Source organism: Clostridium carboxidivorans P7 (assembly GCF_001038625.1).
In the GTDB taxonomy this organism is placed as follows: Bacteria; Bacillota; Clostridia; order Clostridiales; family Clostridiaceae; genus Clostridium_AM; species Clostridium_AM carboxidivorans.
Genome location: NZ_CP011803.1, coordinates 384,140 through 398,575, shown reverse-complemented (window position 1 = coordinate 398,575; position 14,436 = coordinate 384,140). Strand labels below are relative to the sequence as shown.

Sequence of the window (14,436 nt, the reverse complement as noted above, 5' to 3'; positions counted from 1 at the left end):
TAACAATGACTTATAACGCTTAAAATCAAGGCGGAACCTGCTGATATACTAATATATTGAGTTTTTATTCATTAACTTCATTTTCTTCAGTCTTCAATATATCCTTAGATCTATTTTCAGCATGGTTTTCCTGGAATTTCATTAAGTAGTAGGACTGTATTTTTTCTAAACTTTCTTCTTTTATAAACTTATCTGGTACTTTATAAATAAACTTTTCTAATTTCTCTTTAAGTTCCTTTTTTAATTTATTTGCTTCTTCTACAAAGTTCACCTGCTTTTGTCTGTAGGCTGAACAACTTTCATAAGGAACACTTGGTCTAAATGTAACATTCATACTTATTTCATCATTACAATCTTCTACCATATCTGAAAGTTGTGATTTATAATAACTTTGAATTTTTTCTCGCAATGCTTTACTAGTTTCATCTACCACAAAGTAATCAAAATTAAAAGATTTATATTCTTCTCTTTCTATAGTATTAATAAAATCTATAATTTCAAAATTATATTTACCTATTAAATCTTGAATATACGCCATAATACTATTATTGTTATCAAATAATTCAGGTTCACTTTGTGCCGTACACCAAACACCATTATGATTTTCATAATTATACATAATATACGAAAAGCTATTATCTAAATTGCAATACGCAGCAATACATAATCTTTTAAAATTATCACTTTTTATAAAATTCAAAGCATCATTATCCTTTGTAAAATTATTTTTACCTTGAAAATACTGTTTTTCATCCTCAACATATTTTGTTTTTTTATGTTCCAATTTTTTTAATTCATTACTTAAAAGCAGCTGTGACTCATTAATAGTAGTATCCATAATATTATCCCCCTTGAATCATGTAGTTGTAACATTTAATAGAATCCATCCTTATTTTCTAACATTATCAACTCAGTTTTGAAAAATTATCAATTATTTAAATTTTATACCACATCGCGGTAAATATCAACATACATGGTATATATGTATACATATGTAAAAGGATAATTTAACAAACTTACCTATCACTTTCCCGTTTCATAAGAATGCAAGTAGATTCAATTCCACTATTCAGTGCAGAAATGCATCTGGCATCTGGAAAAGCTTTCTTTGCCATGTTAGTGAGTGTCTGTCCTGGACCAAGCTCTACAAATAATCTAACACCACGTTCAAACATTGATGTAGCAGCATCATGCCATCGAACTGGATTTGCAACTCCAATTGAAAGGTCCTGTCCAATTTCTTCACCTTTTCGAAGCACCCTTGCTCTGCAATTACCTACAAATAATATCCTTGGGGCTTTCAAATCTATGCTAGCTATTTTGCTTGCTATTTCATCAGAGACATTTTTAAGAAGCCTACAATGTGAGGGTACACTAACCTTTAAAAGCTTAGCCTTATGTGCTCCTGCAGAAAGTGCCAAGACAAATACTGCTTCAATTGCTGAAAGACTACCTGCAATTGTGATTTGATCCCGAGCATTCAGGTTTGCGATGAAAACTGGTGAAGCTGCTGTATTTACCTTATCTACTAAAGAACTTACTCGTAGTTCATCAAGACCAAGAATAACTCCCATACCATAACCTTTAGGATAACTATTCTCCATAAGTTTTCCTCTAAGTTCAACTACTGACAATGCATCTCTAAAATCCAATGCACCAGATACAACTGCTGCTGCAAAAGATCCAACAGAATGTCCTGCAACTATATCAGGAACCACTCCTTCAGATTTTAGTGTTCTAGCTATTGCCACACCAGAAATAAGTAGGGATAGCTGAACTGCAATAGTAGAGGAAAGTGCTTCTTTAGTATCTAGCAAAAGTACATCTCTCCCTAAAAGCGAGCTTGCTTCTTCGATTGTTTTGCTTATCATTGGGTGCTCAGGCAGTTCATGTAGCATACCCGGCTCTTGTGAACCTTGACCTGGAAATAAAAATGCAGCACTCATACTATCCCTCCAAAATTTCATCTTCATACCATGGATTTTTAACTAATTTAGGTCCATTAAAAGTTCTAACTAAAACAGGACTATTACCCCTTGCATATTCAGCTAGAGCCATACTCCCTTTTGGTGTTTCAAGCTGTATATCCATCTTAGCAGTCACTTTTGATAACTCCTCTATAATATCTCGAGCTGTTTTAACAGATAAAAAACTTTCTGCTCTAATAATAATATCTAGATCACTAGTATCAGTTACAGTCTCTATTCCGCTAGCCAATTCAAATCCAACACTGCCTGTAGGTCCCCAAACCATACCATAACCTTCTAATATACTGTCTACAATTTCTAGCGTTTTAAATATGTGTGTTTCTCTTATATGTTTATTAGTCCTCCACAGCTTACCTTCTGTTAATTGTTCAGGCATTATGTTTGCAACTATACTGCTGCACAAAATAGTGGCAGCACATCGCTCACTTCTATTAGTACCACGTATTCCTACTGGAACCACATCATTTATTAATGGAGCACGGCGCACCACCACAAATGGTGCCCGTTTTACTGCTTCATTAATCCATAAAGCATCCGTAAAATCTCCAATAAGATCACTTACATCATTAATCTTTAATAAATCGTTAACCTTTAATCCCATTCTTCTTTCAACCTATTACGAACTTTAATTCCAGCAGCTCTTCCTACAAGGGCCTTTTCTGAAGTAAGACGGTTACTTAAATCTCTAATTCCAGAAGTACGAGTTACTTCTATAGCTTTAGATAACTTTTCTTTTATGTTTTCAACATCTTCTGCTTTTGGTTCTGCAGCATTAATTCCACTTACTAATTCCTCTAAGGTTCCTAGTGTAGAATATGAGCCTATATCATAAGCCATAGAAGGAACTTTTTTAGCTGCTTCATCAAGTTCTTCCACAGTACGCTTAGTAATTCTAGCAGCAGATTGTTTTGACATAGCATGTACCAATACTCCTGGATCATCTAGTGCAATAAGTCTATTTGCTTGATATCCATGTGTTAAAAATGCTCCTGATATAGATGGTCCAACTAGTAAAGAAACAATCGGGTGACCAGCATATCTTGCTGTAGCATAAGCATCTACAGCTCCTGCACAAGACTGAAATATACCAAGTAATTCTTCTTTATATCCATAAGCCTGACTTGGTACGTCTACAACTGCAATTATTGGACGTTTCTTTTCTTTATCTGCATCTTCTTCCATTGCTTCTCTTACATACTTAGCAATAGTCCAACCTTCTTCGAGTCCAACCTCTCCTTTGCGGGCTCTTGGAAAACGGCTGTTTGGATTAGGTACTACAGCAATATAACGAACTAGTTCATCCCCTAACTTAACATCAGCACATAATATTGATGGTACATCTCCTACCTTTAGATTTTCTATGCCTGTCAACTTTTCAAACCACATTCTTCCTCTGCTCATTACTTTTTCATTTTGTTCAACTTTTTGTATTTTTACATTCTCAACTTCTTCTGAAGTACACTCCTTTCCCCACATTTTACGAACTTCTATTGGGTTTAAAGGCTTAGTTGTATCAACCGCATTAATACGCGAAAGATATAGATTTATTTGTTTGCTTCTAAGTTTAGAAGGTTTTCCTTCCTTTACCACAGCTTTAACTGCTTCAACAATATCAGTAATATCATCTTCAGCAAGTACATCAGCAAGTCCTATTGCTTGACGCTGAGCTCCACCTATAGTATTCCAGATAAGTTTTTTATCACTGGAATCAAATTCAGCCACTCCTGCTTCTTGTTCAATAACTTCAGGTCCATTTAGTGTCATTCTTCCTTCGCGAGTAATAATGATTTTACTAAATAAACCTGCTGTCATGGACATTCCACCAAAGCATCCTATTTTTCCTGGTATAACACCAATTACAGGTACATAATTACGTAATGCAACAATTGCAGACTGAATTTCAGAAATTGATAATAGTCCATAATTAGCTTCTTGAAGTCTAACTCCACCACTGTCAAGTACTATTACTGCATTAGTTTTTACACCTCTTTTATTATCACTAACTGCTATTTCCAACGCTCCAGCAATCTTTGCTCCTGAAACTTCACCAATACCGCCGCCCTGAAAGGCACCTTCTATAGAAATAACAACTGCTCTTTCGCCTAAAATTGTTCCGCGAGCCACTACAACTCCGTCATCACATTGCGGCACTATACCCTGTGGTTCTAGGTGCGGTGATTCAAATCTTTCAAATGGTCCAAGCAGTTCTCTAAAAGTTCCTTCATCAAGTAATGCTTTTACACGATCACGTGCTCCAAGTTCTACAAAACTATCTTTGAGCCTTATCATCATTGCTCACCTCCAAAGCTTGTAATAATCTCATTGTAACCATACCTGGTGTTGCACCAAAATCATTAATTTCAATCTTTGCAGCAATATCGTTGGCTTGAAAAAATTTATCTAATATATCTTTCCATATCTGTTCAAATCCATCAAATCTAGTTCTTACTACAACATAAGCCTTTTTTTCTTTTATTGGCTCTAGCAAAATTTCTAAATCCCCGGAACCTACTACTCCAACATATGCACGCTTAGGTACAGACTTTGTTGCAGAATATTCAAAGGTTAATTTCTCCATGTTAAGCTACCTCCAAATCTTAATCTTTTAATTTAATATAAAAACGCTAATTTATCATCATCTTACCAACTCTGGAATTTAGCTGGTGGTTCATATAAGCCTGAAGACCAATCTACAAGATCATCAATACTCCTTGCTGCAAGTAAAGAACGTTTAGCATCGGTACGTTTTATTTTAAGATCTTCTGGGAAAGCTATTACTCCAGCTTTTCTCAATTTTTCTGTAACCTCCGGATCATTTCTCTGTCCAATTGGAGTTACTCCAGCAACAGCAGTCAATGCTTGACGGCGTTCTTCTAAATTCTGAGCTTTATACAAATAAGCAATTCCTTCTTCAGTTACTACGTGGGTTACATCATCACCATATACCATAACTGGTGCAATTGGTAACTTAGCATCTTTTCCTACTTTAATTGCATCCAATGATTCTACAAATACAGGTTTATTGCCCTGTTGAAAGGTTTCAACCATTTGAACCACTAATTTTCTACCACGAGCAATTGAACTTTCTTCTGTTATCATGTTTAGCCAAGCATCTGTAGCATGCCTTCTTCCATGGGGATCTGAGCCCATATTAGGAGCTCCTCCATAACCTGCAAGTCTTCCAAGTGTAACTGTTGAAGAATGACCATCAGCATCCATTTGAAGCGTAGATCCAACAAATGCATCTACTGCATATTGCCCAGCAACCTGACACATTGCACGATTTGAACGAAGACTTCCATCTCTACCTGTAAAGAATATATCTGGTCTTGCTGCAACATACTTTTCCATGCCTACTTCTCCACCAAAGCAATGCACACTTTCCACCCATCCACTCTCTATAGCTGGAATTAATGTTGGATGTGGATTAAGAGTCCAGTTTTTGCATATCTTACCCTTTAGTCCAAGTGATTCACCATAAGTAGGAAGAAGTAATTCTATTGCTGCTGTATTAAAACCTACCCCATGATTAAGAGATTGTACATTATGTTTTTCATATACTCCACGAATAGCCATCATAGCCATAAGAATATGCATTTCTGTAATCTGTCTAGGATCTCTTGTAAATAATGCCTCCAATTGATATGGCTTGTCGGATACTACAACAAAATCTACCCATGAACCTGGTATATCTACCCTAGGTACTTCATCAACTAATTCATTAACTTGAGCAATTACAATTCCATCACGGAATGCTGTAGCTTCAACAATAGTTGGTGTTTCTTCTGTATTAGCTCCAGTATAAAGATTACCACTAGCATCTGCTTTATCTGCTGCAACCAAGGCTATGTTTGGTGTAAGATCAACAAATAATCTTCCATACAATTCAAGATAAGTATGAATTGCTCCAACCTCCACAATGTTGTCTTCAATGGCTTGAGCCATACGAAGACTTTGAGATCCTGCATAAGAAAAGTCCAATTTTTTTGCAATCCCTTTTTCAAAGATATCAAGATGCTCTGGCCTGGATACACTTGACATAACCATATGTAAATTATTAACTTTATCCGGATTTACATTATTAAGTGCATTTGAAAGGAAGGATGCTTGTTTTTGATTATCTCCTTCTAAAGCCACACAATCCCCTGATGTTATAAGTGTTTCAAGAACTTCTACAATTTTTTCTGTTGGTATAACTCGCCCATTTACTAACTTTTGTACTTTGGCAATTTGGCCTGCCTTTTTATCACGTCGAGTAGTCCATGAACGTTGTGAACCAACATTTAAACTAGATTGATTCATGATTTATTCCTCCATTTTCTTGTTTATTTCATTATAAACTTGATATATATATAACGTCTAATATATAATTATGTATAATATATATACATTTAAATGTATGGAAGGATAAAGTTATGGAATTATTGCAACTTAGATATTTTCAAACAGTAGCCCATCTTGAGCATATGTCAAGGGCAGCAGAACAACTTCGTATTCCTCAACCATCCCTTAGCAAGACTATTTCTCTTTTAGAAAAAGATCTGGGTGTTTTATTATTTGATAGACGTGGAAAATACATATATTTAAATCAATATGGTAAGGCCTTTTTAAGGAGAGTAGATCAAGCACTAGCAGCATTAGAAGATGGGAGGCACGAACTTAATGACTTATCCGGAAAAACCTTTGGAGATGTTAAACTAGCAGTTCTTGCAGCCTCCAATCTTCTTCCTGATCTTTTAAGTTCATTTTGCAAACAGTATCCACATATAAATTTTAATCTTATTCAGCATTTTTCAAACTCAATAACACGACCTGACTTCGATTTATGCATATCATCTTCACCTGTAAAATTAAATGATATTGACAGTATACCTTTAATAACTGAAGAAATTTTTTTAGCAGTACCAATAGAACATCCTTTAGCTAAACGAAGCAGTATAAAGCTAACTGAAGTTGCTAATGATGGTTTTATAAGTTTAAGACGTGGTAAAAAACTTAGAGAAATAACTGACACTTTTTGCAGCTATGCAGGATTTACTCCCCATGTCATTTTCGAAAGTGATGATCCAGCAACTGTACGTGGTTTAATAAGAGCTGGTCAAGGTGTAGCATTCATTCCTGCTGTATCCTGGGGAGGTTCTACAGGTTCTTCTATGGTCCTTTTACATATAGAAGAACCTGTATGTAGGCGTACTATATCGCTAACATATAAAGCAGAACGATATCTTCCCAAGGCAGCACGGTTATTTCGTCAATTTACCATTGACTATTTTGCTAAACTTGCTTTTAATAATAAAGCTCAGGACTAGAAATATTCTATGCCTATAAACAATAAAAGCTGATTCCTGTACAATACAGAAATCAGCTTTTAAAATCTTAATATTACTTTTTTAATATTCCTCACATGATATCATTTCAAAAATTGTACTTTCTTATAAAATTAAATTACATCAAAAAAGCACATTTGATTACTTTGAGGAAGACCTTTTAAACAGCCAAACTTTTTAAGTAATTCTATAGCAGAATTACCAATTTTAGAGCGTTTCTTTACATCCTCTATAGAGCTGAAGGTCTCTTCCTTGGCCGCATTATATATACCTTCTGCTGCTACATTTCCCATTCCAGATATACTATTTATAGGTGGCCTTAGCCCTTCCTCTTCTACTATAAATTTAGTAGCATTGGATTTATATAAATCAATTGGAAGGAACTTAAAACCTCTCTCATACATTTCCAAAACTATTTCTAAATCATCGTACATATCTTTATCCTTAGGGGTAGCTTGATTGCCCATCATTTCAATTTCCTTCATTTTTTCTCTAACTTTTTCTTTGCCAAATATCATGAATTCACTGTCAAAGGACTTTGCTCTAATGGTAAAGTATGCTGCATAATAAGCCTTAGGTATATGAACCTTAAACCAAGCTATTCTAAAAGCCATCATTACATAAGCTGCAGCATGAGCCTTAGGGAACATGTATTTTATCTTCCTACAAGAATCTATATACCATTCAGGAACATCATGTTCTCTCATTAAAGCTTCATATTCTGCCCATTTTGCAGGATCTTTTAATGCTTTTCCCTTACGTACAAGCTCCATTATCTTAAAGGCAGTATTGTTTGGCAAACCTTTTTTGATAAGATAAATCATAATATCATCTCTGGTACACACTGCTTCGCTTAAGGTAACTACTCCCTGATCAATTAAGTCCTTTGCATTTCCAAGCCATACATCAGTACCATGTGAAAGTCCTGATATACATATCAAATCTGAAAATGCTTTTGGCATTGTATCTAAAAGCATTCCTCGTACAAACTTAGTACCAAATTCAGGAATACCAAAAGTTCCTACCTTTGAATTTATCTGTTCTGGTGTTACTCCTAAAGCCTCAGTGGATGAGAATATGGACATAGTCTCCTTATCATCCATAGGTATCTCATGTGGATTCACTCCTGTTATATCCTGAAGCATTCTTATAACTGTGGGATCGTCATGCCCCAGTATATCAAGCTTCAATAGGTTCTGGTCAATGGAGTGATAATCAAAATGTGTTGTTATAATATCTGAATTAGAATCATCTGCAGGATGCTGAACAGGGCAAAATTCAAATATTTCACGCCCCTTTGGAACAACTATGATTCCTCCCGGATGCTGTCCTGTAGTTCTCTTTATTCCTGTACATCCTACTGCAATCCTGGTTATTTCTGCCTTATTTACTGGAACATTTTTTTCATCATAATATTTTTTCACATAACCAAAGGCTGTTTTTTCTGCTATAGTACCTATAGTTCCAGCCTTAAAAGTTGTGCCTTTTCCAAATATAACTTCTGTATATTTATGAGCTTTTGCCTGATATTCTCCTGAAAAGTTTAAATCTATATCTGGCTCCTTATCTCCATTAAAACCCAAAAAAGTTTCAAATGGTATATCTATACCATCCTTAACCAGTTTTTCTCCACAAACAGGACATACTTTATCTGGTAAGTCAAAGCCATTTTTAACACCATAATCTGAAAAATCCGAATGCTTGCAGCTAGGGCACCTATAGTGTGGAGGCAGTGCATTTACTTCTGTTATACCAGTCATGTTTGCAACAAAGGAGGAACCAACAGATCCTCTAGAACCTACCAAATAGCCATCGTCATTTGATTTCCATACCAACTTTTGAGCTATAATATACATTACAGAGAATCCATTTTTTATAATTGATTCCAACTCTTTATCTAATCTAGTCTGAACAATTTCTGGCAGCGGATCTCCATATAGCTCATGTGCCTTTTCATAAGCTATATCCTTAATAGTCTGTTCACAGCCATCTATATGCGGTGGACATTTTTCTGGTGAAATAGGACTAATCTGCTCACACATATCTGCTATCTTATTAGTGTTTGTAACTACCACTTCATAAGCCTTTTCTTCCCCCAAATAGGAGAATTCCTGAAGCATCTCTTCAGTAGTTCTTAAATATAAAGGAGCCTGATTATCTGCATCCTTAAAACCCTGACCAGCTTCTAGTATACGTCTGTATATCTCATCTTCAGGGTCCATGAAGTGAACATCTCCTGTTGCCACTACAGGTTTATTGAATTTTTCTGCTAATGCTATAATTTTTTTATTAATTTTCTTTAGATATTCTTTGTTTGGTACCTGTTCTTGTCTTACCAAATAATCATTATTTCCTAAAGGCTGTATTTCCAAATAATCATAATCCTGTGCAATAGCCTCTATTTGCTCATCAGATTTTCCAAGTAATATTGCTTGATATAATTCACCTTCACTACAGGCACTACCAAGGATTAAGCCTTCAGAATATTTTTTGTACATGCTTTTCAATATACGCGGCTTTTTATAAAAATAATCCAAATGAGAATAGGATACCAACTTATACAAATTCTTTAAGCCTACATAATCCTTTGCCAATATTATTGCATGATAGGTTTTTAGCTTCTTGTATTCTTCCTTTTTAGCAGCCTCATCAGAACCATATACATCCACATCCTGAAGAGTTTCTGCTCCTCTTTCTTTTAACTTTTCAAGCATTACATTAAATATCTTAACAGTGGTATCTACGTCGTCTAATGCTCTATGAGCAACCTCCACCTTTATACCAAGGTTTTTAGCAATTCTTCCTAATTTATAAGTTTTAAAATCAGGGAAGAGTTCTTGTGCTAAGGTCAAAGTATCTAGATATGTAAAATCGAAATCATATCCTAAAACTCTAGCATTATGCTTTAAAAACCCTATATCGAATTCAGCATTATGAGCAACTAAAACACTATCTTTAATAAAATCAAGCATTTTAGGAAATACCTGTTCTATAGTTTCTGCATCTCTTACCATGTCGTCAGTTATATTAGTAACTTCCACAACCCTTGGTGGAATAGGTTTCTTCGGATTTACAAAACAGCTAAATTTATCTATTACCTTTCCATCTTTAATTTTCATAATTCCTATTTCAGTAATTTTTTCTATTACTGGAGAAAAGCCTGTAGTTTCCAAATCCAACACACAATATGTAGTATCAATGCTCTGTCCCTTTATATTTGTTACAGATGGCTTTTTATCAGGCGCCAAATAAGCTTCCACTCCATATATAATCTTCATGTCTGGATTATCCCTTCCTAAAAGCTTATGTGCTTCTGGAAAAGCCTGCACTACTCCATGGTCTGTTATGGCAATAGATTTCATTCCCCAGCTCATGGCCCTTTTAATCAAATCAGTAGCACTAGTCATAGCATCCATTTGACTCATTTGTGTATGCATGTGAAGTTCTACCCTCTTCATCTCTGACTTATCTTGTCTCTTAACCTTCTTCATACCCTCTGTTTCAATTACAGTATTGGCAATAACCTCAATTTCCTGAGAAAACTTGCTATATCCTGAATTTCCAGCAAGTCTAACACCCTTAGCCTTTTTAAGCCTTGATAATACCCCACTATCCTCACCAGGTTTACAGAATACCTTACATGTAATTGAACTTGATCCATCATACAAATCAAAGGAAATTAATGTTTTTCCACTTCTTAATTCCTTTGGTTCTATATTTGATATTTCACCTTCTATAGCTATTCTGCCTTCATCAGGTGTAATGTCAGTAATTTTTACTATAGGTTCCTTAATATTAGGATTTCTACCTAATATCAAGCATGAAGTTCCTTTTTTCATGGCAGCTTCTGCTTTTACTTCCTGTTTCTTTTCTACAACTTTCTTAGGTAATTTAGGGGTCTCCTCCTTAGCTATTACGCTGTTATTAATTTCTTTCTTAATAAACAGCATTTCACTTGCACGTTTATCCTCTGCCATTTTTAATAATTCTTCACTGCTTAATTTATCAACGAAACTTATTTTGTAATCTGTACCATAGAGGTTTTTTATTACTTTATGAATTTTTTTATCATAATCCATAGTTTTTAAAAAGCCTGATACTGGAATTTTAAAATTAAAATTTATAGTATCTTCTGCCACTTCATATTCACTACTATTCATCACTGCTTTTAAAGCAGGATATCTGTTTGCCACAAAAAATACTATATTCTTCAATTCTTTCTCTATAGGCTTTTTATCGGTTCCCTCGGCATACTTTACAGCAATTCTAGAATCATTTAAAGCAAATCTTTGTCTTATAAACTTATTAAGATGCTCAAATTCTTCTATTTCAATATATTTATCTGAGCTAATTTTCATTTCCAGAGTTTTGGTTTTTTTGCTTAAGACTACAGATTCTACAATGGCAGTATTTATGTTTCCCTCTAGTTCACAATCACTAAAAATTTCATTTATTTTCTTCATACTATTTTTAACCTTCTCCCAAAAATTTTTAGCATGTTACTATTATATAAGATAAAATTGTACTTTGTCATGTATTAAAAAAAGGTATAGGAGAACGCCTTTATAAAGAATGCCCCTATACCTCCTTTATATTTGTTCTATATACTATTTATACTGTTTTTAAGATTTATATTTATTACTATTTTTGAGCAAAATATAACTTAGGCATATAATTAAAAGGAAATGAAATATATAAAGTCTTCCATAGCTTATACTATAAAAGACTCTAGATATCATAATATTGATTAATTTAAAAAATTAAAGATTTCATCTTTAAATAAGATTAATTTACTATATCTAAAACTTTCCTGTTTCAATTCTTTTATTGTCTATTGATAGTATAAACTGAGATTCTATCATTATACTTTCAGGATTTGCATAGGTATCAAAATAAAAATCTGTTGATACATCCTTTGTCCAAAATATAGCTAGCATAATATTTTGATCATTTTTAGGATTCTTTGCTGAAAATATTCCGCTGACACTATCACTATTTTCTGAAAAACTCTGAGCAAATACTCTTGTTTTATTTATAGAAAGTGGAATATTATTTGCCATTAAGCTAAATATTTTATTGTTCCAGGGGTTTCCTATAAGTACAATATTACTATTTTTAAGCTCATTTTCAGTTACACTATTATCTGATTGAATTGACAGCTTATTATAAGAATTTCCAAAATAACTTTTTAATTTACTATTAACAAAAGCTTCCTCTTCCTTAGTAAGAGAAGAAGGTTTAACTATTATTGCTTTTTCACCATTTTCAACTCTCAAAAGTAAACTTCCAAGAACACTTCCATTGGCCTGTTCTGAAGCTTTTATTTTCTCTTTTAATGTCTCATGTTTAATTTGATTTATTTCCTCATCAGTAGGCTTTAAATTTTCTGCCTTATATTCCCCTGAATAAATTTCATCACCTATATAATCTCTAATTTTTGATCCAGCTTGTTTTTCAATTATATTTAAAAATCCTTCTATAGATGAATTTTTAAACTTATATTCTTTAAAATATGTCTGCATTATTTTCAAAAAGCTATCCTGGCCAACCATCTTTCTTAAATCTTCCAATATTAAAGGTGCTCTAACATAAATTGCCTGAACATATGATGTCTTATCATTTCCAAACTTGTCCACACTTGAACCTGCACAAGGTAAATTTAATATCTTGGGGTTAATTTCAGCTAGTTTAGAAAAACTATATCTTAAACTTCGAAGTACAGCATTAGGAGAATATTGTCCTTCACATTTTTCAAAATAATATGCAGTAAAAAAAGTAGCAAATGACTCATCTAAAAAAGGTTCTTTATACTCATTATTTCCTACTGTGACATACCACCATTGATGACATAACTCATGAATAGCTCCTTGAATTATAGAAGGTTTAGCATCAATATATCTTTTAGTTGATGGAGTTTGAATTTCAATACTTGTTACATACTTTGGCATTTGAATAAGTTCAGGATACTCCATGGCTCCACCCTCATAATAAGATTCAACAATATCGAACTCATCATAAGGATATTTGCCAAATTGCTGGCTGAAAAATTTCATTGCATTTACTGAAGCATCCAATACACTTTGAGCTATATCTACAAGTGATTTATCATCTGTAGATAAATAATAACTATTGACCTTTATTCCATCTATTTCCTTCGATATACATTTAAAATAAGGACTTATCATTATTATGAAGTCTCTTGCATTTTTTGCAGTTAAATTTATAACCTTTTTGTTATCTGTTGAAGATATTTCTTTTTCTTTTCCAGTAGAAACTACTACAAAGTCCTTTGGAACTTTTATATTTATATCATATTCTGAAACATCACTATAATTTGATTCTCCTATAGGATAGAATTTAGTTTCATCCCATCTATTTTCTTTCAAATCATAAATAGACAGTACTGGATACCAATCTGCTAATGAATATACATCATTAAAATAGCTAAGTCTAGAAGTTCCCTTTGGAATCTTTAAACTAAATTGTATAGAAACGTTTACATTATCATTTTTCTTAAGATTTTTTTCTAAATTTATCTTAAGAATCTCATTATCTTCAGTGAATTTTGTGTCTTCACCATTTATCAATACCTTTTCAATAGATATATCACCTTTTTCCTCTTCTGTTAAAGGTACATTTTTTGTATTAGTATAGGAGAAAGGCATTGTTTCTCTTTTGTTATATAAATCTGGATATAAATGAAATACAAGTTCTTTAAGATCAGCACCGCTAGAATTGTGAACGGAAACGTTTTCTTTTCCTGCTAAAGTTTTCTTGGCACCATTAAGTTCAATATCCATGCTATATTTTGCAGTTAAAGAATCTGCTTTTACTGGAGTACTTTTAAAAAAGCAGAAAATTGATAATAAAATTATAAAGGTTGTTGAGATTATTTTAGCATTACTTCTTTTCAAACAAAATCACATCCTTTCATTATATAAATATTAAGTAGATTATACCATTTAATTCCATGTATTTAAACAAAAACTTATATAAATGCTTATTTATGGTAGTACTTTTAAGTTGAAAGAATGTAACTTTAATCATATCAAGTAATACTAATTTATGCTAAATATTTATCAAAAAAAATGTAATCTGTATAAAAACTATAAAAATATTAT

9 protein-coding genes are annotated in these 14,436 nt (G+C 33.2%); 1 reads left to right on the top strand and 8 read right to left on the bottom strand.

The features are described 5' to 3' along the window. Positions 1 to 64 precede the first annotated feature (64 nt). The 6 genes from Ccar_RS01820 to mdcA all read right to left on the bottom strand — a co-directional run bounded on the left by Ccar_RS01820 (position 65) and on the right by mdcA (position 6,290). The gene (locus tag Ccar_RS01820) at positions 65 to 838 is read right to left on the bottom strand and encodes a hypothetical protein (protein WP_007059767.1); all 774 of its coding nucleotides are present in this window, start codon (positions 836 to 838) and stop codon (positions 65 to 67) included. Between the two features lie 178 nt (positions 839 to 1,016). Further along, on the bottom strand, positions 1,017 to 1,946 hold the full coding sequence (gene mdcH / locus Ccar_RS01815) for a malonate decarboxylase subunit epsilon (RefSeq protein WP_007059768.1): 930 nt from the start codon (positions 1,944 to 1,946) through the stop codon (positions 1,017 to 1,019). 1 nt (position 1,947) lies between these two features. Continuing rightward, the gene (locus Ccar_RS01810; protein WP_007059769.1) at positions 1,948 to 2,589 is read right to left on the bottom strand and encodes a malonate decarboxylase holo-ACP synthase; all 642 of its coding nucleotides are present in this window, start codon (positions 2,587 to 2,589) and stop codon (positions 1,948 to 1,950) included. Beyond that, positions 2,580 to 4,280: a biotin-independent malonate decarboxylase subunit beta gene (mdcD, locus tag Ccar_RS01805; RefSeq protein ID WP_007059770.1), complete on the bottom strand. Its 1,701-nt coding sequence runs from the start codon at positions 4,278 to 4,280 to the stop codon at positions 2,580 to 2,582. The genes Ccar_RS01810 and mdcD overlap by 10 nt, the downstream gene beginning before the upstream one ends. Beyond that, positions 4,258 to 4,566, bottom strand: coding sequence for a malonate decarboxylase subunit delta (locus Ccar_RS01800; protein ID WP_007059771.1), 309 nt, complete (start codon positions 4,564 to 4,566; stop codon positions 4,258 to 4,260). The genes mdcD and Ccar_RS01800 overlap by 23 nt, the downstream gene beginning before the upstream one ends. Positions 4,567 to 4,628: 62 nt before the next feature. Beyond that, on the bottom strand, positions 4,629 to 6,290 hold the full coding sequence (gene mdcA / locus Ccar_RS01795) for a malonate decarboxylase subunit alpha (protein ID WP_007059772.1): 1,662 nt from the start codon (positions 6,288 to 6,290) through the stop codon (positions 4,629 to 4,631). A 113-nt stretch (positions 6,291 to 6,403) separates the two neighbouring features. Here mdcA and Ccar_RS01790 point away from each other — a divergent pair, with 113 nt between their 5' ends. Next, positions 6,404 to 7,297: a LysR family transcriptional regulator gene (locus Ccar_RS01790; protein ID WP_007059773.1), complete on the top strand. Its 894-nt coding sequence runs from the start codon at positions 6,404 to 6,406 to the stop codon at positions 7,295 to 7,297. Positions 7,298 to 7,428: 131 nt separating this feature from the next. On the opposite strand, the gene polC is transcribed toward Ccar_RS01790, so the two are convergent. Beyond that, positions 7,429 to 11,778, bottom strand: coding sequence for a DNA polymerase III subunit alpha (gene polC / locus Ccar_RS01785; RefSeq protein WP_007059774.1), 4,350 nt, complete (start codon positions 11,776 to 11,778; stop codon positions 7,429 to 7,431). A gap of 336 nt (positions 11,779 to 12,114) precedes the next feature. Next, a complete protein-coding gene (locus tag Ccar_RS01780; protein ID WP_007059775.1) occupies positions 12,115 to 14,229 on the bottom strand; it encodes a M1 family metallopeptidase in 2,115 nt (704 codons plus the stop codon). Positions 14,230 to 14,436: the final 207 nt, after the last annotated feature.